This window comes from Lachnospira sp. (assembly GCF_016290755.1).
Lineage (GTDB): Bacteria > Bacillota > Clostridia > Lachnospirales > Lachnospiraceae > Lachnospira > Lachnospira multipara.
This window is the reverse complement of the sequence record NZ_JAEEVD010000036.1, coordinates 1-24481: the sequence shown is the minus strand read 5'-3', so window position 1 is coordinate 24481 and position 24481 is coordinate 1. Positions and strand designations below refer to the sequence as shown.

Annotated in this window: 19 protein-coding genes; 16 read left to right on the top strand and 3 right to left on the bottom strand. The window is 37.6% G+C overall.

All coding sequences use genetic code 11. The features are described from left to right. Positions 1-123 precede the first annotated feature (123 nt). From QVA17_RS09060 to QVA17_RS09050, 3 genes are all read right to left on the bottom strand, one after another. Positions 124-2088, bottom strand: a complete 1965-nt coding sequence (locus QVA17_RS09060) for a TRAP transporter permease (RefSeq protein ID WP_330635180.1) — start codon at positions 2086-2088, stop codon at positions 124-126. Between the two features lie 16 nt (positions 2089-2104). Beyond that, entirely contained in the window at positions 2105-3079 is a 975-nt protein-coding gene (locus QVA17_RS09055; protein WP_287388177.1) for a TAXI family TRAP transporter solute-binding subunit, read from the bottom strand. Between the two features lie 214 nt (positions 3080-3293). Then, a complete protein-coding gene (locus QVA17_RS09050) occupies positions 3294-4904 on the bottom strand; it encodes a CTP synthase (RefSeq protein ID WP_287388174.1) in 1611 nt (536 codons plus the stop codon). 454 nt (positions 4905-5358) lie between these two features. Here QVA17_RS09050 and ftsH point away from each other — a divergent pair, with 454 nt between their 5' ends. The 16 genes from ftsH to QVA17_RS08970 form a co-directional block, all read left to right on the top strand. Beyond that, positions 5359-7506 carry an ATP-dependent zinc metalloprotease FtsH gene (ftsH, locus tag QVA17_RS09045; RefSeq protein WP_287388171.1) on the top strand — a complete coding sequence of 716 codons (2148 nt, stop codon included), beginning with the start codon at positions 5359-5361 and terminating at the stop codon, positions 7504-7506. A gap of 208 nt (positions 7507-7714) precedes the next feature. Beyond that, positions 7715-11251, top strand: coding sequence for a DNA polymerase III subunit alpha (locus tag QVA17_RS09040; RefSeq protein WP_287388170.1), 3537 nt, complete (start codon positions 7715-7717; stop codon positions 11249-11251). A 196-nt stretch (positions 11252-11447) separates the two neighbouring features. After that, the gene (pfkA, locus tag QVA17_RS09035; protein ID WP_027431747.1) at positions 11448-12422 is read left to right on the top strand and encodes a 6-phosphofructokinase; all 975 of its coding nucleotides are present in this window, start codon (positions 11448-11450) and stop codon (positions 12420-12422) included. A 192-nt stretch (positions 12423-12614) separates the two neighbouring features. Further along, a complete protein-coding gene (locus QVA17_RS09030; RefSeq protein WP_287388168.1) occupies positions 12615-13430 on the top strand; it encodes a TrmH family RNA methyltransferase in 816 nt (271 codons plus the stop codon). 233 nt (positions 13431-13663) lie between these two features. Beyond that, positions 13664-14677, top strand: a complete 1014-nt coding sequence (locus QVA17_RS09025; protein ID WP_287388166.1) for a cell wall hydrolase — start codon at positions 13664-13666, stop codon at positions 14675-14677. Between the two features lie 151 nt (positions 14678-14828). Beyond that, positions 14829-15827, top strand: a complete 999-nt coding sequence (gene argF, locus QVA17_RS09020) for an ornithine carbamoyltransferase (protein WP_287388164.1) — start codon at positions 14829-14831, stop codon at positions 15825-15827. 64 nt (positions 15828-15891) lie between these two features. After that, on the top strand, positions 15892-16176 hold the full coding sequence (locus QVA17_RS09015) for a hypothetical protein (RefSeq protein WP_027431751.1): 285 nt from the start codon (positions 15892-15894) through the stop codon (positions 16174-16176). Beyond that, positions 16176-17162 (top strand): biotin--[acetyl-CoA-carboxylase] ligase, encoded by a 987-nt coding sequence (locus QVA17_RS09010; RefSeq protein WP_287388159.1) that lies wholly within the window; start codon positions 16176-16178, stop codon positions 17160-17162. Before QVA17_RS09015 ends, QVA17_RS09010 begins: the two co-directional genes overlap by 1 nt. After that, positions 17155-17481 (top strand): DUF6145 family protein, encoded by a 327-nt coding sequence (locus tag QVA17_RS09005; RefSeq protein ID WP_027431753.1) that lies wholly within the window; start codon positions 17155-17157, stop codon positions 17479-17481. Before QVA17_RS09010 ends, QVA17_RS09005 begins: the two co-directional genes overlap by 8 nt. Before the next feature lies 1 nt (position 17482). Further along, positions 17483-18454 (top strand): tRNA dihydrouridine synthase DusB, encoded by a 972-nt coding sequence (dusB, locus tag QVA17_RS09000; RefSeq protein ID WP_287388156.1) that lies wholly within the window; start codon positions 17483-17485, stop codon positions 18452-18454. Between the two features lie 130 nt (positions 18455-18584). Beyond that, the gene (greA, locus tag QVA17_RS08995; RefSeq protein ID WP_287388154.1) at positions 18585-19070 is read left to right on the top strand and encodes a transcription elongation factor GreA; all 486 of its coding nucleotides are present in this window, start codon (positions 18585-18587) and stop codon (positions 19068-19070) included. A 106-nt stretch (positions 19071-19176) separates the two neighbouring features. Then, positions 19177-21252, top strand: coding sequence for a lysine--tRNA ligase (gene lysS / locus QVA17_RS08990; protein ID WP_287388152.1), 2076 nt, complete (start codon positions 19177-19179; stop codon positions 21250-21252). A 356-nt stretch (positions 21253-21608) separates the two neighbouring features. After that, positions 21609-22151 (top strand): type IV toxin-antitoxin system AbiEi family antitoxin domain-containing protein, encoded by a 543-nt coding sequence (locus QVA17_RS08985; protein ID WP_287388150.1) that lies wholly within the window; start codon positions 21609-21611, stop codon positions 22149-22151. A gap of 5 nt (positions 22152-22156) precedes the next feature. Continuing rightward, positions 22157-22957, top strand: coding sequence for a nucleotidyl transferase AbiEii/AbiGii toxin family protein (locus tag QVA17_RS08980; RefSeq protein ID WP_287388148.1), 801 nt, complete (start codon positions 22157-22159; stop codon positions 22955-22957). Positions 22958-23358: 401 nt separating this feature from the next. After that, a complete protein-coding gene (locus QVA17_RS08975) occupies positions 23359-23574 on the top strand; it encodes a hypothetical protein (protein ID WP_287388146.1) in 216 nt (71 codons plus the stop codon). Between the two features lie 17 nt (positions 23575-23591). Next, on the top strand, positions 23592-24481 hold an 890-nt coding region (locus QVA17_RS08970; protein ID WP_287388145.1), incomplete at its 3' end, for an alpha/beta hydrolase.

The window sequence follows — 24481 nt, the reverse complement described above, 5'->3', positions numbered from 1 at the left end:
AGGGTCTTTAACCCCTTCTGACACTAGTAAGCTTTATACCCCCGCTTAAAGCTTACGCTTTTGAAGCGGGGGATTGCTTACACTGCGTTCAAAAATGATTTCAAATTAAATAATAAATAATAACTAATTACTTGAAGCTAAATCTCTAGGATTACGCTTGCTATTAATATATAGGTAAACTAGGCCAGCAAGTAATAATAAGAGACCAAGTAAATCTGTTACGGTTGCTGGATGAATAAGCATAAGTCCACCTACGGCAATGATTAATCTTACAACTATGTTCATGTCTGTGAAGCAGTAGCCCTCAAGAGCCGCAGCTAAACCAAATACACCAAGCACTGATGTTACACAGATAAATGCGATTGATAACGGATTTGTATCAATAAGAAGCATTGCTGGGTTGTAACAGAACATATATGGTACGATGAAGGCTGCAATGGCAAGCTTTGAGGCCTGGAAGGCGGTCTTCATTGGGTTACTCTTGGCAATTGCTGAACCGGCATAGGCCGCAAGGGCAACTGGTGGAGTAATATCAGCAACAATACCAAAGTAGAATACAAAGAAGTGAGCAGCCATTGTTGGAACGCCCATTCTAACAAGGATCGGAGCTGTTGTAGCAGCCATGATACAGTAGTTAGCTGTTGTTGGAACACCCATACCAAGGATGATACAACAAATCATTGTAAGCACTAATGCGATGATTAAGTGGTTACCAGCAACACCGACAATGGCGTTAATAAGGTCATTTGCAAGACCTGTCATTGTAATAGCACCTGAGATAATTCCGGCTACACCACAAGCGGCACCAACAGTAATTGCGCTCTTACCGCCTTGTTCAAGGGCCTGTAAAATCTTCTTAGGTGTAATTCGATTTTCCTTATCAAATAAACTAACAAAGATAGAGAGGAGAATTGCAAATGTTGCAGCTCTCTGCATTGTCATATAATTTCCTGAAACCCAAACCACAAGCATTACAAGTGGAAGGAGGAGATAAATTTTCTTAATAAGCTTACTCATCTTAGGAAGTTCTTCCTTAGGGATTCCAGTAAGTCTGAGCTTTTTAGCTTCAAGGTGTACTGAAATGAAAATTCCAAGGAAGTAAAGTGCAGCAGGAAGAATAGCTCTTCCAATGATGCTTGAGTAAGGAACGCCAACGAAATCTGCCATAAGGAAAGCGGCAGCACCCATGATAGGAGGCATGATCTGACCACCTGTTGATGAAGCAGCCTCAACAGCCGCAGCAAATTCAGGCTTATAGCCAGTTTCCTTCATCATAGGAATTGTAACAGAACCTGTTGTAACAGTGTTACCAACAGATGAACCAGAAACCATTCCGCAAAGTGCAGAAGAGATAACGGCTACCTTAGCTGGACCACCGGCAAATCTACCAGCGATACTGTTAGCAAGTTTAATAAAGAACTCTGAGATACCTGTCTTTTCAAGGAAGGCACCAAAGATAATGAATACTACAATGAATTTCGAGCAAACATTAACAGGTGTTGAGAAAATTCCTTCCTTAGTATAGAAAAGATTTCTAACTAGGTATTTTAAACGTCCTAAAAATTCTGGATTTGTAAGTCCTACTGTAAGGGCATAGATTACAAAGAATCCAGCTACAATAAGAATTGGAATACCAACGCATCGTCTTGTAACCTCCACAAGGGCTGCAATAGCAATGATTCCAATAATAATCTGATACCATTCAAATTTAGTTCCTAAATTTACGATTGTATTAGCATTTAAGGCAAAATACATATAAGATGCAGTACCTAATACCATAAAAACTATATCGTAAAATGGAATGTGGTTTGGTGTTTGTTCACCCTTCTTTGCAGGATAAATTAAAAATCCCATTAGGATAATCAGTCCCATAAAAGAAGTAAGTCGTATTTCTTCAAGGAAGGTTGCAAAAAGTGTTACATAAATACACCAAAGTGAAAATGCCACAAGCACCAGTGTAATGGCGATTTTTGGCTTTCCTTCCCAAATACGAGTGTTACTTTCTCTGTCGTATTTTTTCATAACAGAGTTTATTGTTTCTTCAGAAACCTCCGGAGTGGAGTTTATCTTATTTAAGTTTTCGCTCAATATTTAATCCTCCCTTTTAGTTTTCATCTGTATTAACTGTGTAACCTTTTTCAGCAAAATACTTTGCAGCTCCTGCATGATAAGGAACAGTAGTAATATCTGTTGCAGACTCTAGAGTAAGTTCCCCACCCTTAGAGTTTTCTAGCTTAATTTCCTCAACATGGTCAAAGATGGCTGCTGTTAGATTATAGACAGTTTCTTCATCCACATTTGCTGAAACAATTAAAGTTGCCTCAACTGCTACAGTTTGAATATCTTCATCCTGATCTGGATAAGTTCCAGCAGGAATTGTATAAGCCTTGTAATAAGAGTAGTCTGATAGGATCTTCTCCTGTAACTCTTCGTCAATTGAAATTAAGTTAACACCATTAGTTGTTGCAAGCTCTGTAATAGCTGTTGTTGGTGTACCTGATACAATAAAGGCAGCATCAATTCGGCCATCCTTTAAAGCCTCCTTTGAATCTTCAAAGGACTGATACTGTGGCTTAATGTCGTCGATATCAATGCCGGCAGCATTAAGAATATCTATAGCGTTAAAGTAAACACCTGAACCTGCTTGTCCAATAGAAACTCTTTTATCCTTTAAATCTTCAACACTTGTAATTGAGTCATCCATTGTAATAATTTGAACTGTTTCTGAATAAAGTGAGGCTAGGACTCTGAAATCTGTGGTAGCGCCATCATTTTCAAAAGCTCTAGTTCCCTCCCAAGCATATGTCATAACGTCGGACTGTGTAAAAGCTAATTGGAAGTCCCCGTCGTGAATACTTTGAATATTAACTTTAGATCCTCCAGTTGAAACTGCTACTGCCTTAACATCGGCGTAGTTTTTCATATATTGTGCAATTATTCCACCATAAGAATAGTAAGTACCGGATGTTCCACCTGTACCAAACATCATTCTTTGGGATGATTGTGAGCATCCTGTCATTGTGCCAAGAAAAAGACACATGCAGACAAGGCATGCACATAATTTTTTAAAAGTTCGCATGTCTTTCTCATTTCCTTTCTGTTGTTTGTAGTCTATGTCCTTTTTATACCATATTTTAGGATATAAATAAAGGACAGGGCCGACTTACTACAAATCCTTTAATATTTAAAAGCTCGCTGGCTAGTAATATTAAGGGAAATATAGTAGTCACCATGTCCTTAAAGTTTGTTATATATTAGGTCTTAGCCCTTTGAAAATGTAATTAATATTGTAATTACTTATTCTCCTGATAGTTAATAGCTGCCTCAACAAATCCCTTGAATAATGGATGTGGTCTGTTTGGACGAGACTTAAGTTCTGGATGAGCCTGTGTTGCAACAAACCATGGGTGAGTTGGGATTTCAACCATTTCTACGATTCTACCGTCTGGTGAGATACCTGAAAGGAGCATACCATTTTCAGATAAAACCTTACGGAAGTCGTTGTTAACTTCATATCTATGCCTGTGACGCTCATGAATTGTTTCTTCGCCATATAACTTATAAGCAAGGGAATCCTTGTTAAGTACACATGGGTAAGAACCAAGTCTAAGTGTACCACCAATATCATCAATGCCTTCCTGATCTGGCATAAGGTGAATTACTGGATGTGTTGTGTTAGGATCTAATTCCACTGAATGAGCATCTTCGTAACCAACTACGTCTCTTGCAAATTCAACGATTGATAACTGCATACCAAGGCATAAACCAAGGAATGGAATCTTGTTCTCTCTAGCAAACTTAATTGCTGTAATCTTACCTTCGATACCTCTGTTACCGAAACCACCTGGAACTAAGATACCTGAAACATCGCCGAGAAGCTCAGCAACATTATCATTAGTAACAGTTTCAGAATCTACCCACTTAATATCAACTTCAGCAAGGTTTGTGATTCCACCGTGCTTAAGGGCTTCAACAACTGAAATGTAAGCATCGTGAAGGGAAATATATTTACCAACTAATGCAACCTTAACCTTCTTTGTTGGATGCTTTGCGTTATAGCACATCTGCTTCCATTCTGTAAGATCTGGTTCTGGACATGGGAGATTTAAACATTCACAAGCAACTTCTGCTAAATGTTCATCTTCCATAGCAAGTGGTGCATCATAGAGAATATCTACATCTAGGTTCTGTAAAACGTGTGACTTAGGTACGTTACAGAATAATGCAATCTTGTCCTTAAGACCTGGTTCAAGTGGATGCTCAGTTCTACAAACTAAGATATCTGGCATGATTCCCATACCCTGTAATTCCTTAACTGATGCCTGAGTTGGCTTTGTCTTCATTTCACCTGAAGCTTTAAGATAAGGAATAAGTGTTACGTGGATAAGAATTGCATTCTCTTTACCAACTTCGTGCTGGAACTGTCTGATAGCCTCAAGGAATGGCTGAGACTCAATATCACCTACAGTACCACCGACTTCGATAATTGCAATCTTTGTTTCATCGCTTGAGTAGTCTCTAAAGAAACGGCTCTTAATTTCATTAGTGATATGAGGAATTACCTGTACTGTACCTCCACCAAAATCACCACGACGTTCCTTTTGAAGTACAGACCAGTAAACCTTACCTGTTGTAACGTTAGAGTTCTTTGTTAAACTCTCATCTATAAATCTTTCATAATGACCAAGGTCAAGGTCAGTTTCAGCTCCATCGTCAGTAACGAAAACCTCTCCATGCTGTATAGGATTCATAGTTCCTGGATCAATATTAATATAAGGATCGAACTTCTGCATAGTTACTTTATAACCACGCGCTTTAAGAAGTCTTCCTAAAGAAGCGGCTGTTATACCTTTTCCTAATCCGGAAACAACACCACCTGTTACAAATACATACTTAACTGCCATTTTAACCTCCGATTCAAAAAACAAAAGTCGCAAGCGTGCCATTAGTACCTTCTTTGGAAAAATGACACGCTATGCGACTAAATTATAAAAATTAACTTTGGTATTATAACCCTATCAAAGTTTAAATGCCACAAGATTTACTAAAAAATATCAGAAACTAATAATCTAAAGTGAAAACTTTTAGAGGGCTAATTATTTTTATTAATGACTTAAGATTATTATTTGCTCACACTGCGTTCATGAGGAAGTAGCGAAGCGGATTCCGAATGTCCGCTTTACAATAAGGAAGCTATAAATCCTTTATATAAGTTTAAGAAAATCAATTTGATTTTTATTGATTTATGAAATATCCTTCTTTATAATTAATTATGTTAGCGCGATAAAACTTGTGTTTTAGCAAGCTTTTCGCAATTTGTGAATTTGAATAACAATATTAATATTAAGGAGAATATAAATGGAGAATAATTACGATAACAATCGTGATGACCGCGATGATCGCAATAAGCGTGATAACAACAAAAAGCCCAAGAATACTAGTCTCATAGTGTTCGTAATAATTGCGGCTATTGTTACATTTGTTGCAATAACATTACTTAATTCATTATTTCAGAACGCTACTTATAAGGAAATAACTTATAATCAGTTCCTTGAAATGATAGATGAAGGAAAGGTTGAGTCGGTATCACTAGAGAATGACAGAATTCTCATCTATCCAACAGATGATGCAACGGAAGAATCAAACTTAACTGGTATGGAATATACTTATTACACAGGTTATGTTGGAGATGATTCTCTTGTTTCATTATTAAAGAGAAAGGATATTGAGTTTACAGGTTACATTCCAGATTCTAATTCAGCAATTGTTGAATTTTTACTAGCTTATGTATTACCAATTCTTTTAATTTATGTGGTATTTGCCTTCGTATATAGAAGAATTTCTAAGAGCGGTGGCATGGGCATGGGAATGGGCGTTGGAAAGAGTAACGCCAAGGTTTATGTCCAGAAAAAGACTGGAGTTACATTTAAGAATGTAGCTGGTCAGGATGAGGCTAAGGAGTCTTTAACAGAAATCGTAGACTTCCTTCACAACCCTGATAAATACGTTAAGATCGGTGCTAAGTTACCAAAGGGTGCACTTTTAGTAGGCCCTCCGGGAACTGGTAAGACATTACTTGCTAAGGCTGTTGCTGGTGAGGCTAATGTTCCATTCTTCTCACTTGCAGGTTCGGATTTCGTTGAAATGTTCGTAGGTGTTGGTGCATCTCGAGTACGTGACTTATTTAAGGAAGCAACAAAGCAGGCACCTTGTATCATTTTCATCGACGAGATCGATGCTATTGGTAAGAGTAGAGATTCAAGATACGGAAGCGGTAACGATGAGCGTGAGCAGACACTTAACCAGTTACTTTCAGAGATGGATGGTTTCGATTCCTCAAAGGGTATCTTTATTCTAGCTGCTACTAATAGACCAGAAGTTCTTGATAAGGCCTTACTTAGACCGGGTCGTCTTGATAGAAGAATTACTGTTGATAGACCTGATAAGAAGGGTAGAGTTGAGACTCTTAAGGTTCATTCAAAGGATGTCCTTATGGATGATTCAGTAGATTTCGAAGAATTAGCACTTGCAACTAGCGGTTTAGTTGGTTCAGACCTTGCTAACATGGTAAATGAAGCTGCTATCGGAGCTGTTAAGGAAGGCCGAAGCGTGGTTACACAGGCTGACTTAATGAAGGCTTTCGATGTGGTAGTTGCTGGTAAGGAAAAGAAGGAAAGAGTCCTTACTAAGAAGGAAAAGAGAGTTGTTGCCTACCATGAAATTGGACATGCAATTATTCGTGCTATTAAGAATAATTCAGATCCAGTTCAGAAGATTACAATCATCCCTCATACAAATGGTTCTCTAGGCTATGTTCTTAACTTCCCAGAGGAAGAAAAGCATCTAGAGTCTAAGGAAGAGATGATGACAGACCTTGTTTCATTAGTAGGTGGTCGTGCTGCTGAAGAAATCGTGATTGGTTCAGTAACTAACGGCGCTTCTGATGATATTAAGAAGGCAACAAATCTTGCTAAGGTTATGATTACTCAGTACGGTATGTCAGATAGATTTGGTCTTGTGGCTTTATCAACTGTTGAAGATCAGTACTTAAATGGTCGTTCAAGTATGAACTGTGCTCCAAGTACAGAGGCTGAGGTTGATGAAGAGGTTCGTAAGATGATTATGGCAGCTTACGAAGAGGCAAAGCAGATTATTCGTGATAACAGAGATGTAATGGATGAGTTAGCTCATTATCTCTATGATCATGAAACAATTACAGGTAAGGAATTTATGAGAATCTTTAGAAAGGCTAAGGGTATTCCAGAACCTGTAGATACATCGGATTTTACAATATCTGAGAAGGTTGCAGAGTCTGTAACATTTAATGAAGATGGAACATACTCATCAACAATTAGTGGTCCAAGCGAGACAGAGATCTGGCAGGATGCTATAACTGATGAAAATGTTAACGAAGAAGTAAAGACAGAAACTAAGGCAGAGGAAACTTCTGAGGAAATTTCTAAAGAAACTTCAACAGATGATTCTCATGATGAAACAGCCGAATAAATGTTTTTATTTCGTGGATAAATTTTAATATTTGATTTATAATAGGCTTATGTATTTTTACATAGGCCTATTTCTTTATAATAAGAAGAAAGTCCTATGATTTGATTAATAACACAGTCAGAGATTAGGCTCTGCCTAGGGTTAAAGCGCTTTGCGAGGATGCGCAAGCAAATATAGATTATTAGACATTAAGAAGGGTTTTATATTTATGGATTTCACACATTTACATGTTCATACTGAATATTCATTACTTGATGGCTCTTGTAAGATAAAAGAATTAGTGGCAAGAGCTAAGGAACTTGGAATGGACAGTTTAGCGATAACAGATCATGGCGTTATGTATGGCGTTATAGATTTTTATAAAGCTTGTAAGGAAGCTGACATTAAACCAGTACTTGGTTGCGAGGTTTATGTAGCACCGGGCTCAAGATTTGATAAGGGTCAGGGAACTAGCGAAGATAAGTACAATCACTTAGTTTTACTTGCAGAAACTAACGAAGGTTATAATAACCTTATGAAGATTGTCTCAAGAGGCTTCACAGAAGGTTTCTATTATAAGCCAAGAGTTGATAAGGAATTACTTAGACAATATAGCAAGGGAATTATTGCACTCTCTGCTTGTCTTGCAGGAGAGATTCCAAAGTATCTTAAAAGAGGAATGTATGATCAGGCTAAGGATGTTGCCCTGGAATATGAAGATATATTTGGCAAGGGAAACTTCTTTTTAGAGCTACAAGATCATGGAATAGCTGAGCAGCAGTTAGTTAATCCACAGTTACTTCGTATGTCTAAAGAGACGGGTATTGAGCTAGTTTGTACTAATGATACACACTATATTAAGGCAGAAGATGCCGAGGCTCATGACATTTTACTATGTATTCAGACAGGTAAGAAGGTAGCTGATGAGGATAGAATGCGCTATGAAGGCGGTCAGTATTATTTAAAGACTAAGGAAGAGATGGCTGATTTATTCAAATATGCGCCTGAGGCCTTAACTAATACTCACAAGATTGCCATGCGTTGTAACGTAGATATTGAATTTGGCGTAACTAAATTGCCACATTTTGACGTGCCAGAAGGCTATACTTCCTGGACATACCTTAATTATCTTTGCTATTCAGGTTTAAAGAAGAGATATCCTGAACAGTGCAAGGATTTATCCGTGGAGGATTTCGTTAAAAAGGCAGAAGAGGAAGCGGTTGAGGATAGAAAGGACGTAGTGATTAAGGTAGCTGAGGATACGAATAACATTTTCCAAAGATTAGCTTATGAGCTTTCTGTCATCTACTCAATGGGTTATGTTGACTACTTCCTTATTGTTTGGGATTACATAAATTATGCTAAAACTCACAATATTCCGGTAGGCCCTGGTAGAGGTTCTGCCGCAGGTAGTATTGTTTCATATTGTATGGGAATCACAGATTTGGACCCAATTCACTACAGCCTTATCTTTGAGCGTTTCCTAAACCCAGAGCGAGTTTCCATGCCCGATATCGACGTGGATTTTTGCTATGAGCATAGACAGGACGTTATTGATTATGTAGTTGAAAAGTATGGTAAAGACTGTGTTAGCCAGATTGTAACTTTCGGTACAATGGCTGCCCGTGCGGTTATTAAAGACGTTGGTCGTGTTATGGATTTGCCATATGCCATGGTGGACAATATTGCTAAGATGGTGCCAAGAGAGATTGGTATCACAATCGATAAGGCCATTAAGGGTAACCCTGATTTAAGGCAAATGTATGAGACAGACGCAACGGTAAAAGAACTAATCGATAAATCTAAGAAGTTAGAGGGCTTGCCTCGTCACGCTTCAATGCATGCTGCTGGTGTACTTATTAGTGGAAAGCCAGTTGAGGAGTACGTTCCACTATCAGTAGGTTCTGATGGAGCAGTAGTTGCCCAGTTTGTAATGACTACTCTTGAAGAGCTTGGCCTTTTGAAAATGGACTTCTTAGGCCTTAGAACTTTAACAGTTATTAAGGATGCGGCTGATTTAGTTAGAGAAAAGAATCCAGATTTTGATATAGATAAAATCGATTATAGCGACAAGGGCGTCTTTGAGGCCATTGGAACTGGAAAGTGCGACGGTATTTTCCAGCTTGAATCTGCAGGTATGAAGTCCTTCATGAAGGAATTAAAACCTCAGAATATTGAAGATTTAATTGCGGGAATTTCCCTTTATAGACCAGGTCCTATGGACTTTATACCTCAGTATATTGAGGGCAAGAATAATCCTGATAAGGTAGTCTATGACTGTCCTCAGCTAGAGGCTATCTTAAAGCCAACTTATGGCTGTATCGTTTATCAGGAACAGGTTATGCAAATAGTTCGAGACCTTGCTGGTTACTCTTGGGGTCGTTCAGATTTAGTACGTCGTGCCATGTCTAAAAAGAAGGCCTATGTAATGGAGCAGGAGCGTAAGAACTTCATCTATGGTAACGAAGAAGAAGGGGTTAAGGGCTGTATTAAGAATGGAATTAGCGAAGAAGTTGCAGGAAAAATCTATGATGAGATGATTGATTTTGCTAAGTATGCCTTTAATAAGTCCCATGCTGCTTGTTACGCAGTGGTTTCCTTCCAGACAGCTTACTTAAAGACTTACTATCCTGTTGAATTCATGGCTGCCTTAATGACATCAGTAATTGATAGAACTGATAAGGTTGCAGAGTATATCTATGCTTCACGTCAGATGGGTATCGACATTTTAGCACCAAGTGTTAATAAGTCGGACATGGGCTTTAGTGTTGAAAATGGATCTATTCGTTTCGGCCTTTCTGCTATTAAAAATCTTGGTCGTCCTACTATTATGGCGATTTTAAGAGATAGACAGGCATCAGGTGAATTTAAGAGTATGCAGGATTTTATTACAAGAATGTGTACAGATCTTAATAAGAGAGCTGTGGAAAATTTCATCAAGGCCGGAGCTTTTGATGAATTTTATGACAATAGAAATTCTATGTTAACAGTTTATGATAAGATGCTTGATTCTGCTACAAAGCAAAGTAAGGACGCTATGTCAGGTCAGATGTCACTTTTTGATATAGTATCTGATGAAGATAAGACAGGTTATGAGATTCCAATGCCTAAGGTGGCAGATTTTAATAAGGAGCTAGCTCTTGAATTTGAAAAAGAAGTCCTTGGTGTATATGTTAGTGGACATCCTCTTGAAGAATACGAAGGTATGTGGAAAAAGCACATTTCTGCAAGAACTCTTGATTTCGAGATTGATGAGGAAAGCGGAGAAACAAAGGTTACTGATGGTACAAGACAGACTATTGGTGGCATGATTGTTAATAGAAATATCAAGACTACTAAGAATGGTCAGCTAATGGCCTTCCTTACAATCGAGGATTTAGTAGGAACTGTGGAGGTTGTAGTATTCCCAAGAGATTTTGCAAACAATAGAGCAGTTATTGAGAATTCAGACAAAGTCTTTATTACAGGTAAGGTTCAGGCAAATGTAGACGAGAACGGAAAGCTTATTTGTGAAAAGGTAATTAGCTTTGATAGCGTACCAAGAAAGCTATGGATTCGTTTTGCTGACCTTAATGAATACGAAGGGGTTAAAGATGCTCTTGTTAATAAATTAAGAAATAAGCCTGGAAAAGATTCAGTAATTATCTACTGTAGTGCAGAAAAAAAGAAGCTTAGCCTAGACAATAACCTTAAAATAGGCGTAGATTCTGAGCTCATAAAAGACCTTAGAAAGCAGTACGGACCTAAGAATGTTGAGACCACTTAAGATTATTAACTTTTGAGAAAAATGTATTAAAATATATACACAAATCTTTGTTAATGTGTTAACATATAAGGGTAATGGACGTGAAATGGTTAGATTTTGTTGATAACTAATAATTATAAAAATAAAATTTTTATAGGGTGTAGCGTTAGTTATAAATAGAGATTGATATTTTTTTAACCATTGGAAAGGGTGTTATATGGCAAAGGAAATTAAGACAATTGGTGTATTAACAAGTGGTGGCGATGCTCCAGGAATGAACGCTGCTATTAGAGCGGTTGTAAGAACTGCTATCAACAAGGGGCTTAAGGTTAAGGGTATAGAAAAAGGTTATAATGGTCTTATTAATAATGAAATCGTAGATATGGATAAACACAGTGTTTCTGATATTATTCAGAAGGGTGGTACAATCCTATACACAGCTAGATGTCTAGAATTCATGACAGAAGAAGGTGTTCAGAAGGCTGTTGAGAACTGTAGAAAGGCTGGCATTGATGGCATGGTTGTCATTGGTGGTGACGGTTCTTTTAGAGGTGCTCAAAAGCTTGCAGCACATGGAATTAACACAATCGGTGTTCCAGGTACAATCGATCTTGATATTGCATGTACAGAATATACAATCGGTTTCGATACAGCTGTTAACACAGCTATGGAAGCTATCGATAAGATTCGTGATACATCTACATCACATGAGCGTTGTTCTATTATCGAAGTTATGGGACGTAACGCAGGTTATATCGCACTTTGGTGTGGTATTGCCAACGGTGCTGAAGATATCTTACTTCCAGAAAGATATGACTGTGATGAGCAGGCTATTATTAACCACATCATCGAAGGTCGTAAGAAGGGTAAGAAGCATCACTTAATTATTAATGCTGAAGGTATCGGTCATTCAACTGGTATGGCAAGAAGAATTGAAGCTGCAACAGGTATTGAAACAAGAGCAACAATCCTTGGTTACATGCAGCGTGGTGGTTCTCCAACATGTAAGGATAGAATGTATGCTTCAATCATGGGTTCATATGCTGTTGATCTTCTTAATGAAGGAAAGTCTAACAGATTAGTAGCTTATAAGAATGGTGCATTTATTGATTATGATATCGATGAAGCATTAGCTATGAAGAAGGACATCAACGAATATGAATTTGATGTAAGTAACTTACTTTCAAGATAATTTTAGCTAATAAGAAAAACATATATAATATAGAAGAAACTCTATTAAGATGTTATACTAGACGGTGTCGCAATGCGGCACCGTTTTTTTAAACGCAGTAAAATTTTTCGTATAATTTGCCCCCATTAGGTACTGATAATGGGCAAAAAAACTGCGTTTTGCGTAAGAAGTATAAAAAAATAGGAGGTTCCTATGATTACAAGTACAAGTAATAATCAAGTTAAACATATTATCAATTTAAATAAGAAGGCAAAGGAGAGAAAAACCTCTAAAGAATTTGTTGTAGAAGGAATTCGAATGGTGAAAGAGGCTCCAAAGGAAAGAATAGTAAAAGTATATGTATCAGAGAACTATTATAAGGATAATGAAAAGTTAATTCTAGATTTAATAAACGATGATAAGCTAGAAATCGTAGATAATACCGTATTTTGCAAGATGTCAGACACTCAGACACCTCAGGGCATAATGGCGGTAGTAGCTATGGAAAATAAGAGCTTGGAAGATATAGTATCAGTAAAGAATACTAATAAAGATTTAAGTGATAATAAAATTAAAGCACCTCTTCTTATTTGTCTTGAAAATTTACAGGACCCAGGAAATCTTGGAACCATAATTAGAATGGCAGAAGGAGCAGGTGCAACCGGTGTAATAATGAGCTCTAACACAGTGGATGTCTACAATCCAAAGACTATTAGATCCACAATGGGTTCCCTTTATCGTGTGCCTTTCGTTTATGTGGAAGATTTTTATGAAACAATTTCAAAGCTAAAGGATTTAGGTATCAATACCTATGCGGCTCATCTTAAGGGGGAAAATGTTTACACAGGCCCAGATTTTACAAAGCCTACAGCCTTTTTAATTGGCAATGAGGGTAACGGACTTACAGATAAGGCTAGTGCCTTAGCAAGTTCCCTTATAAAGATTCCAATGGAAGGTGAAGTTGAGTCATTAAATGCAGCGATTGCTACAACAATTCTTAGCTATGAAGCATTAAGACAAAGATTATAAAATATCATGAAAAATAATTGGTTAAAAAATAAAATGTCAACCAAAAGTATAGCGGTTTTGTGTCACATTTTGGAAACTAAAAAATTCCAATATGGCGCAAAGCCGCTTTTTTACTGAATTTGTAACATATTTGACAAAATAATGTAATTTTGGTAACATATCCCGTAACAAAATGTAACAATTACGTAACATTTTTGTTGAGGTGTAAAAAACGCCGGAAAGGGAAATACTTTATGAGACTTAGAAGTACCAAGGCTGCTTGTTACTTAGGCGCAGTAATGGTTGTTGCTTTAACACCGTTAGTACCTGTAATAGCAGACGCTGGAACTGCCTATGAACAAAAAAGTGCAATTACTGAAACCGTGGTTAAGACCGCATCATATTCAGCTAACACTAGCGAAGAAGTAGAAACTGGATATGAGACAGAGCAGAACTCTTTTTATAACAGAGCTCTTGCTATTACAAGTCCTTACTTAGATGTCTATAGTGAGGCCAATGCAGATTCAGACTTAGTCGGAAGACTATACGAGAACACTGCAGTTGATACAGAAGAAGTATCAGATGGATGGACATTGATCTCATCTGGTAACGTAAAGGGTTATGTTCAGACCCAATATTTATTGTTCGGCGATGAGGCCGAAGCAATAGCATCGGAGCTTGATGAATCACAGATTCTCACAGCTTACACAGTAGAAGAAGCTGAAGCTAAGGAAGCGCAGGAAGCAGCCGAGGCAGAGGCAGCAAGAAAGGCTGCAAAAGATGCAGAAGATGCAAGGAAAGCAGCAGAAGAGGCAGAGGCTGCAAGAAAAGCAGCAATTATAGCGAATACAATTGACGGAACTAGTTTTACTTATAACCCAACAATAACATTATCTGATGATGAAATTTGGATATTAGCATGTATAGTTGATTGGGAAGCAGGAACAGAAAGCTATGAAGGAAAGCTTGCAGTAGCTAACGTAGTTTTAAATAGACTTCGTTCAGGTTACTGGGGCAGCACAATTCAGAGTGTTGTTTATGCAAGATCACAATTTTCAGGAGTTTCTAATGGATCAGGAAGTGCTTCAACAGCATTTTCAAACAGAATATCTACTGGACCTTATTATTCAGACTGTATGACAGCAGCTTTAGCAGCTATCTCAGGAACTAATAACATCGGTAGTTATACATCCTTTAGAACAGTATCTAGTGCGAACTTAAGTTCAATTTCGGATTATGTGATTATTGGAAATCACGTTTTTTACTAGATATAACATGGAGCTATGAAGACTAAGGTTTTCATAGCTCTTTTTTTGCATAAATTTATGAATTGGGTTATAATTGTGTAATCTTTATAGGTGTGATTGGATTTGCCTTTAAAGACAAGTAGTAAGTGTAAATTTGATGGAGGATTGGTTTATGAATTTAAAAGGACGCGATTTTTTAACCCTCAAAGATTTTAGTGCGGAGGAGATTTTATATTTAATAGATCTTGCAGCAAAGCTTAAGGACATGAAGAAGAAGGGCATTGTTGACCAGCCACTTCTTGGTAAGAATGTTGCATTGATTTTTGAGAAGACTAGTACTAGAACTCGCTGCTCGTTTGAAGTAGCTGCCCACGATTTAGGAATGGGAACAACTTACCTTGATCCAACAGGATCTCAGATTGGTAAGAAGGAAAGTATTGCAGATACAGCAAGAGTGCTTTCATCCATGTATGAAGGTATCGAATATAGAGGTTACGGTCAGGAGATAGTTGAGGCTTTAGCTGAATTTTCTGACGTGCCAGTTTGGAATGGTTTAACAAACGAATATCATCCAACACAGATGCTAGCTGATATGTTAACAGTTAAGGAGCAGCTTGGAAGATTAAAGGGTGTTAAATTTGTTTATATGGGTGATGCTCGTTACAACATGGGCAATTCCCTTATGATAGTTTGTGCAAAGCTTGGACTTCACTACGTTGCTTGCACTAACAAGGACTATTTCCCTAATGCCGAGCTTGTGGCACAGTGCGAAGCTTGGGCTAAGGAAAGCGGCGGTTCTGTAACTCTTACAGAGTCAGTAGCTGAGGCAACAAAGGATGCTAACGTTCTCTACACTGATGTTTGGGTTTCAATGGGTGAGCCTGATGAAGTTTGGGAAGAGAGAATCAAGGCCTTAAAGCCATATCAGGTGAATAAGGAGGCCTTTGCAAATGCAGCATCTGACGCAATCTTTATGCATTGCCTTCCAGCCTTCCACGACCTTAAGACTAAGATTGGCAAGGAAATCCATGATAAGTTCGGTCTTGATGAGATGGAAGTTACTGACGAAATATTTGAGTCAGAAAAGTCAGTGGTATTTGCTGAAGCAGAGAATCGTATGCACACAATCAAAGCTGTTATGGCAGCAACACTTGGTGCTTACGCAGATTAATTGAGTTAGATACATTTTCAAAAATAAAAGAAAAAGACTAGTAACAATAGCCTAAGGAGGAAAGATGCAATTTACAACAACAGGTTCTTATGCAAGAACCAAGCAATTTATTGACTATCTAAATATTATTTTGACAGTAGCGGTATGTGTTATATTTATTGCCATTGTTTTTCTTAGAGGTAGAAGCGGGGTGCTTTTCCCGATTGAGTTTCTTCTAGGGGCTATTGTTAATGGCAGCAATGCAGTAAAGAAATACGTTACTTATGAACCAGTAAAAGGCGGCATACTTACAGGTGTGGCTGTGGTATTATTAATTCTTTGTATTTTGACATGGAGAGCAATAGCTTAATGACTAAGAAAGATGTGCTAAGAGTTTTAAAGGCAGATGATTCATATGTTTCAGGACAGGCACTTTGTGAAAGCCTTGGGGTTTCTAGAACTGCAGTGTGGAAGCAGATGAATCAGCTAAAAACTGAAGGATATGATATTGAATCTGTAAGCAATAAGGGTTATCATATTAATTCAGCGCCGGATATTTTAACAGACTATGAGATTGAAAGTGAGCCTATGTTTAAAGAGGGCTTTGTAGATGAAGTGGTTTTCTTTGAGGAGATTGATTCTACTAACAACGAAGCTAAGAGACAAGGCGATACAATTAGGGATAAGGCTAAATTACTTATTTGCGAAAGTCAAACGGGAGGTCGTGGCAGACGAGGTAGAAACTGGGTTTCACCTAGTGGGTCTGGAATTTGGATGTCGCTTTTATTCAAACCGGACATTACACCTGCAAGTGCTTCAATGCTAACAATTGTAACAGCTATGGCAGTTAAGGCAGCTATTACAGATGTCTTGCCAAAGGCAGATTGTATGATTAAATGGCCGAACGATATTGTTTTAAATGGCAAGAAGATTTGCGGTATTCTAACAGAGATGAGTGCTGAGTTAGAATACATCCACTATGTGGTAATAGGTGTTGGACTTAATGTTAATACTCTTGATTTCCCAGAGGAGTTAAGCGATATAGCAAGTTCAATACTTAAAGAGACTGGCGTCAAGGTTAAGAGAAGTGAATTGGTCGTTGCATTTTCAAAAGAATTCAATTACTTCTACAAAAAGTTTATGAAAGAAAAGGACCTTTCATCTTTGGTGACTGAATATGACGCTATGTTAATAAACAAGGGAAGAGAAGTTGTGACATCTGGCGAGCTTGCTATTAGCGGCACTGCCGTTGGCATAAATTCAATGGGGGAGTTAATAATAAAATTAAAGGACGGCGACCTTAAGGTTATTAGAGCCGGAGAGGTGTCGGTAAGAGGTTTATACGGTTATGTTTGATGAGAATATTGTTTTATGTGTTTCAAATTCATATGATAAAAAATATTATTTTAACCCTGAATTTGACAAACTTCCTGACGATGTTAAGGATGATTTAAAGATTATGTGCGTGCTTTTCACTGAAGAGGTCGGTGGAATTTTAAGCATGGAATTTGATGAAGAGGGTAACCTTCTTTTTAAGTCACAAGCTGACGAAGGTGACCTTTTATACGATGATATTGCCTGTGGAATGCTAGTTAACAGAGCACAAAAGGAGAAGGCTGAGTTATTAGAGTCCCTTGAGATGTTTTACAAGGTGTTCTTCTTAGGTGAGGTTTAAGATGTTAATAGGCAATGTAAAAATCGATACAAATGTGGCTCTTGCGCCAATGGCAGGTGTTACGGATTTGCCTTACAGACTCCTAAGTAAGGAGATGGGCTGTGGTTATCTTGTAACTGAGATGGTGAGCGCGAAAGCTATTTTATATAACAATAAAAATACAGATGAGCTGATGGTTATGGACAAAAGTGAGCATCCTATTGCAATTCAGCTTTTTGGCTCAGACCCGGATATTATGGCGGAGATGAGTTTGAAAATTGCAGAGGAGAAAAAGCCTGACATTATTGATGTGAATATGGGCTGTCCAGTACCAAAGGTAGTTAATAACGGTGAGGGTTCATCCCTTATGAAAAATCCTAAGCTTGTAGAGAAGATTGTTACAGCAATGGCTAAGAAATGTCCGATTCCTGTGACTTTCAAAATCAGAACAGGCTTTGATGATACTTGTATCAATGCCCCAGAAATTGCCCACATCATTGAAGAGTGTGGGGGTGCGGCTGTAGCAGTTCATGGTAGAACTAGAGCTCAGTACTATTCCGGCAAGGCAGATTGGAGCGTTATTAAGGCGGTTAAGGATAGAGTGTCCATTCCTGTTTGGGGAAATGGAGACGTGGTATCTGGGCCAAGCGCTAAGAAAATGCTTGAAGAGACTGGTTGTGATGGTGTAATGATTGGTAGAGCAGCAAGAGGTAATCCTTGGATTTTTAAAGAGATAAAGACTTATCTTGAGACGGGTGAGATAATCCCTAAGCCAAGTTATGATGAAATCTGCGATATGATAATTAAACATGCCACAAGTCTGTGCGAGTACAAGGGCGAGTTTACAGGAATTAGAGAGATGCGTAAACATTTTGCCTGGTATACAGCTGGAATTAAGCATGCAGCGTACTTAAGAAATGAGGCTAATCATGTGACTAGTCTTGATGCAATGGTTGAACTTGTAGAGAAAATGAGAAAAGAGATAATTGCTTAATCCTAAAGATGGCAATAAAGCTAGGCTATAAGCTATAAGATTGACAATGAGAATGGCATAGTTTATAATGTTGTGACGAGCTTTGGGATAGGAGCCAATAAATATTTTGTTATTACGAAAGGTGAGAACTATGGCAGAGAAACAGTTACTTACAAAAAAAGGATATGAAGAAAGAGTAGCATTACTCGAAGAATTAAAGGTTGTTAGAAGAAAAGAAGTTGCTCAGAAGCTTAAAGAAGCAAGAGAACAGGGCGATTTATCAGAGAATGCAGAATATGATGCAGCTAAGGATGAGCAAAGAGATATTGAAGCTCAGATCGCAGAACTCGAAGAAATTCTTAGTAACGCTGAAGTAATTCAGGACGATGCTAAGGGTGGTAAGAAGGTAGTTAAGCTTGAAAGTGAAGTTACACTTCAGGATGTTGATTATCCAGAAGATGGTGACATTGTTTATACAATAGTTGGTTCATCTGAAGCAGATTCATTAAACAACAAGATTTCTAATGAATCTCCTCTTGGTTCAGCACTTATGGGCCAGAAGGTTGGTGCAATTGTTAAGGTTGCAGCACCAGTAGGCGAGATTGAATATAAGATTGTTGCAGTAAAGAACAACTAATTACTATTTACTAAATGCTAATTAAGCCGAATTAATTGCTGTCTTCTCTGATATGAGAGGACAGCATGTTTTCGGTTAATATATAAATTTATAAAGGAGAGTAACCATGGCAGATAATAGTCAGAATAAGGGCGAACAGCAGCAGGACTTAAACCAGTTAGTAAAGGTTCGTCATGAAAAGTTAGCCAATTTACAGGCAGAAGGAAAGGATCCTTTTCAGATTACTAAATTTGATCAGACACATCACACAGATGAAGTAAAGAGTCTTTATGAAGAACATGAAAAGGAAATTTTAAAAGATTATACAGAGCCTGAACTTGTTGAACCTGCAGAAGGTGCAGACAATGAAACAATCAGCGCTTATCGCCAGGCAAAGAAAGAAGCATATAATGCACGTCGTGCCTTACTTGATGCACAGCCAATTAATGTTTCTATCGCTGGTAGAATGCTTTTCAAGCGTGTCATGGGTAAAGCTTCTTTTGCTAATATTCAGGATTTAAAGGGTAAGATTCAGGTTTATGTATCTAAGGATGCATTAGGCGATGAAGTTTATGCTGATTTTAAGAAGTCAGATATCGGTGATATTTACGGCGTTAAGGGATACATTTTCAGAACAATGACTGGAGAAGTTTCTATTCACGCTACAGAGATGACACTTTTATCTAAGTCACTTCAGATCCTACCAGAGAAGTTCCACGGACTTACAGATACAGATACAATTTATCGTCAGAGATATCTTGATTTAATTATGAACGAAGATTCAAGAGCAGTATTTGTTAAGCGTTCTAAGATTATTAGAGAAATCAGAAACTTCCTTGCTGATAGAGATTTCATGGAAGTAGAGACACCTATGCTTGTTCATAACGCTGGTGGTGCTGCTGCTAGACCATTTGAAACTCACTATAACTCACTTGATGAAGATGTTAAGCTCCGTATTTCTCTTGAGCTTTACTTAAAGAGACTTATCGTTGGTGGTTTAGAGAGAGTATTCGAAATCGGTAGAGTATTTAGAAATGAAGGTGTTGATACACGTCATAACCCTGAATTTACTCTTATGGAGTTATATCAGGCATATACAGATTACGAAGGTATGATGGAACTTACAGAGTCTATGTTCCGTTACTTAGCTGAGAAGGTTTGTGGTTCTACTAAGATCACATACCAGGGTAAGGAAATCGACCTTGGTAAGCCATTTGCAAGAATGACTATGACAGAGGCTGTAAAGAAGTATGCTGGTGTTGATTTTGATGAAGTTGCTGATGATGAGGCAGCTAAGGCTTTAGCTACTGAAAGAGGAATTGCTTTTGAAGAATTCCATAAGAAGGGTGATATCCTTAACTTATTCTTCGAGGAATATGTTGAAGAGAACTTAATTCAGCCAACATTTATTACAGATCATCCAATTGAAATTTCTCCATTAACTAAGAAGAAGCCTACAGACCCTTCTAAGGTAGAACGTTTCGAGCTCTTCTGTAATACATGGGAAATGTGTAATGCATACTCAGAATTAAATGATCCTATTGATCAGCGTGAGCGTTTCGCAGCACAGGATGCTAATGCAGCAGCTGGTGATGATGAAGCAGAACATACAGATGAAGACTTCTTAAATGCCCTTGAAATCGGTATGCCACCTACAGGCGGTATCGGTTACGGTATTGATAGATTAACAATGCTCTTAACAGATAGCCCAGCTATTAGAGATGTACTTCTCTTCCCAACACTTAAGAGCCTTAATCCAACAAAGTCTAGCTCATCTTCAGCTAATAACAATAATGGTTTCTTTACACCAAATAGTCAGATTGATTTTAGCAATGTAGCTGTTGAGCCATTATTTGAAGAGGATGTTGATTTTGATACATTTAGCAAGTCAGACTTTAGAGCAGTTAAGGTTAAGGCTTGTGTTGCAGTTCCAAAGTCTAAGAAGTTATTACAGTTCACATTAGATGATGGTACAGGTACAGATAGAACAATTCTTTCAGGTATTCATGCTTACTATGAACCAGAAGAACTTGTTGGAAAGACACTTGTAGCTATTACAAATCTTCCACCAAGAAAGATGATGGGTATTGAATCATGCGGTATGTTATTATCAGCAGTTAATAACATTAAGAACTCAGAAGATGAAGAACTTCACCTTCTTATGATTGATAACCACATTCCTGCTGGTGCTAAGTTATACTAATTTGGGATAAAGATATTAGATAGTTCTATTTGATCAGCGTTAGCGTTTCGCAGCACAGGATGCTAATGCAGCAGCTGGTGATGATGAAGCAGAACATACAGATGAAGACCGTGAAGAAATAAAATCTAAGGGACCACTTTCTCGAAAAATATTTCGAGAGGGTGGTCCCTTTTTGCGTTACAGGGCTTTGCATATCAAAAAATTGTTTTACTTAAGTAAATATACACACTATAGGAGTGTAGCGTGTATATTTACTCCAATTTATGTTGCAATTGAGTAGAGGATATCCTATAATTAAAGTAAACATACACACAAGGACAATATAGTGTGTATATTTACTTTAAAGGAGGATGGATATGATTCTTACATACAATGAATGTATAGATAAATATGGGAGCGACTATAGACTTAAAAAAGAGATCCTTAGTGGAAATATCTTCATGAAAGAAAAGGGAATATATTCTACTAGACGTAATATATCAGATATTGAAGTAATAATGAGAAAATATCCTAAAGCTGTATTTACTGATAAGAGTGCATATTATTATCACTCTCTTTCAGATGTCATTCCTGATTATTTTCATCTTGCTACAAAGAGGGAAGATAGTCGGATAAGAGATAGTCGCGTAAAACAATCTTTTTTAAAGGATGAATTTTTTGAGGCTGGCATTGAAGAGATGCAATATAATAATATATCCATCAGGATATATAATAGGGAACGCATGCTGGTAGAATTGATGAGATTTAGGTCCAAAATACCTTTTGACTATTATAAAGAAATCATTCAAAATTATCGACGTATCACCGAAGAAATGGATTTTGGTCTTGTAGAAGATTATGCCTACATGTTCCATAAAGGCGAAATTATTATGAATCAGATACAGATGGAGGTTCTTTGATATAAATGAATTTACATGATGAAGTAGAAAAGATTAAAGGTGAAGGGTATAGTGAAGCAAATGCTGAAGCTAAGCTATGCCAGGATATAGTGCTTAAAGCAATTGCAGAGAGTGGAATGGGGAGAAATGCCACGATTAAGGGCGGTGTTGTAATGCGCAGTATTTCTAAGAATGCCAGACGTGCTACGCAGGATCTTGACCTTGATTTTATAAGATATTCAATTTCGGATGATTCTATTAAAAGATTTATAGGAAAGCTGAACTGTCTTGATAGCTTAAAGATTGATATTGCAGGAAACATCACAGAACTTAATCATCAGGACTACAAGGGGAAAAGGATTACACTAACCGTTGAAGATACAGAAGGAACAATGCTTTCCCTTAAGATGGATATAGGTGTTCATGCTGATCTTAACCTTGAACAGGAAGAATATGCTTTTGATGTAGGCTTCCAGGATGATGCAGTCAGCCTTTTGATTAATTCCAGACATCAGATGATTACTGAGAAATTGAAATCACTTGTGAGATTTGGAAGCCGTTCTACAAGATATAAAGATGTGTTTGATATTTATTATCTGAAGGAAGAGGTTGATGTTGATAAACTTAGGGGTTGTATTGAAAAATACATTTTCGCCGATAATACTCTGAGAAATGTCACTTCGATGGATGAAGTGGTAAAGAGGGTTGAGCGAGTTTTTGCTAATAAGAAATATCTAAGTGATCTTGAAAAGTCTGGTAAAAATTGGCTTGGAGTGTCAACAGATACGGTGCTAAAACAAGATGTGGATTTTCTAAAAAGTATTTAGGTAAAGAATGGAATAATTGGTCTGACAGCGTCTGACTAATTGGATAAGAGGAGTGGCTTGATGCTGGAAGAGAAGGCGGAGAGAAATGAAAACAAATTGACAACATTTCTTCCAATAAACACGAAGATTGTCAAAGGATTATAAGTTGTTAGCGAAAAATTCAGCATAGAAATTTAGGACTCTAAGGGACCACTTTCTTGAAAGAAATTTCGAGAAGGTGGTCCCTTTTTTGCGTTACAGGGCTTTGCACATCTTATGTGAAAGCCATTTTATTTCCATGAAAATCTCCATAAAGCTGACATTTTAGATGTTATTCCAAAGATGAATATCATGATATTTATTTTATTCATTAGCGAAAATCAGGTAAAGGATTTAATATAAAATTAGGAAGGAGAAATAAGATGGAAACAAAGAAAATTCTTGAAAACCTTTCAGATATGGGCTGTGACTATAAACAAATATGTTTCATGAAGAAAATGTATGAAGAAGGTGATATCGATACGCTCCTTCGAGACTTACGGAAATGCCGTTGTCATCTTATGGATGAACTTCATGCCAGCCAGAAAAGAATTGATAATATGGATTTTTTGATAAGACAGATTCAGAAAGAAAAATAATTTAGGAGGTTGATGAAATGATTAAAAAAGAAGATTTAAAGCTAGTAACAGAGTGGGATAAGACATTTAAGAAAAGTGATAAGGTAGATCACAGTAAAGTTACATTTGTAAACAGATACGGAATTACCCTTGCGGCAGATATGTATGTGCCAAAGAATGCAGAAGGTAAGCTCCCTGCAATTGCAGTATGTGGACCTTTCGGTGCAGTTAAAGAGCAGTGCTCAGGTCTCTATGCTCAGACAATGGCAGAGAGAGGATTCTTAACAATAGCATTTGATCCATCATTTACAGGAGAGTCTGGTGGAACTGTGAGATATATGGCATCTCCTGATATCAACACAGAAGATTTCATGGCAGCTGTAGATTTCCTTTCATTAAATGAGAAGGTTGATCCTGACAGAATAGGAATCATCGGTATTTGTGGATGGGGCGGAATGTCAATAAACACAGCAGCTCTTGATACAAGAATAAAAGCTACAGCAGCTATGACAATGTATGACATGACTAGAGTAAACGCTAAGGGATATTTTGACTCAGAGGACAGCGAGGAAGCAAGATATCAGATGAAAGCTGCTATGTGTGCTCAGAGACTTGAGGACCTTAAGGCTGGTGAATATAAGCTTGGTGGTGGAGTTGTAGATCCACTCCCTGAGGATGCGCCTTTCTTTGTAAAAGATTACTATGACTACTACAAGACTGACAGAGGTTATCATAAGAGAAGTCTTAATTCCAACGGCGGTTGGAATGTGATCGGCTGTGAGTCATTTGTTAATCAGCCAATCCTTAAATACAGCAATGAGATCAGAAGTGCAGTTTTACTTGTACATGGAGAAAAGGCTCATTCATGTTATTTCTCAAAGGATGCTTATGCAGATATGATTAAAGATAGCAAGTACGCAGATAATAA

What these genes read in the sequence shown, in the direction of transcription:
- QVA17_RS08975 (WP_287388146.1), top strand. Translation starts at nt 23,359, where the DNA reads ATGGAAACAAAGAAAATTCTTGAAAACCTTTCAGATATGGGCTGTGAC.
- QVA17_RS09005 (WP_027431753.1), top strand. Translation starts at nt 17,155, where the DNA reads ATGTTTGATGAGAATATTGTTTTATGTGTTTCAAATTCATATGATAAA.
- QVA17_RS09050 (WP_287388174.1), bottom strand. Translation starts at nt 4,904, where the DNA reads ATGGCAGTTAAGTATGTATTTGTAACAGGTGGTGTTGTTTCCGGATTA.
- pfkA (WP_027431747.1), top strand. Translation starts at nt 11,448, where the DNA reads ATGGCAAAGGAAATTAAGACAATTGGTGTATTAACAAGTGGTGGCGAT.
- QVA17_RS09055 (WP_287388177.1), bottom strand. Translation starts at nt 3,079, where the DNA reads ATGCGAACTTTTAAAAAATTATGTGCATGCCTTGTCTGCATGTGTCTT.
- QVA17_RS09040 (WP_287388170.1), top strand. Translation starts at nt 7,715, where the DNA reads ATGGATTTCACACATTTACATGTTCATACTGAATATTCATTACTTGAT.
- QVA17_RS09010 (WP_287388159.1), top strand. Translation starts at nt 16,176, where the DNA reads ATGACTAAGAAAGATGTGCTAAGAGTTTTAAAGGCAGATGATTCATAT.
- QVA17_RS09030 (WP_287388168.1), top strand. Translation starts at nt 12,615, where the DNA reads ATGATTACAAGTACAAGTAATAATCAAGTTAAACATATTATCAATTTA.
- argF (WP_287388164.1), top strand. Translation starts at nt 14,829, where the DNA reads ATGAATTTAAAAGGACGCGATTTTTTAACCCTCAAAGATTTTAGTGCG.
- lysS (WP_287388152.1), top strand. Translation starts at nt 19,177, where the DNA reads ATGGCAGATAATAGTCAGAATAAGGGCGAACAGCAGCAGGACTTAAAC.
- QVA17_RS08980 (WP_287388148.1), top strand. Translation starts at nt 22,157, where the DNA reads ATGAATTTACATGATGAAGTAGAAAAGATTAAAGGTGAAGGGTATAGT.
- QVA17_RS08985 (WP_287388150.1), top strand. Translation starts at nt 21,609, where the DNA reads ATGATTCTTACATACAATGAATGTATAGATAAATATGGGAGCGACTAT.
- QVA17_RS09015 (WP_027431751.1), top strand. Translation starts at nt 15,892, where the DNA reads ATGCAATTTACAACAACAGGTTCTTATGCAAGAACCAAGCAATTTATT.
- greA (WP_287388154.1), top strand. Translation starts at nt 18,585, where the DNA reads ATGGCAGAGAAACAGTTACTTACAAAAAAAGGATATGAAGAAAGAGTA.
- QVA17_RS09025 (WP_287388166.1), top strand. Translation starts at nt 13,664, where the DNA reads ATGAGACTTAGAAGTACCAAGGCTGCTTGTTACTTAGGCGCAGTAATG.
- ftsH (WP_287388171.1), top strand. Translation starts at nt 5,359, where the DNA reads ATGGAGAATAATTACGATAACAATCGTGATGACCGCGATGATCGCAAT.
- dusB (WP_287388156.1), top strand. Translation starts at nt 17,483, where the DNA reads ATGTTAATAGGCAATGTAAAAATCGATACAAATGTGGCTCTTGCGCCA.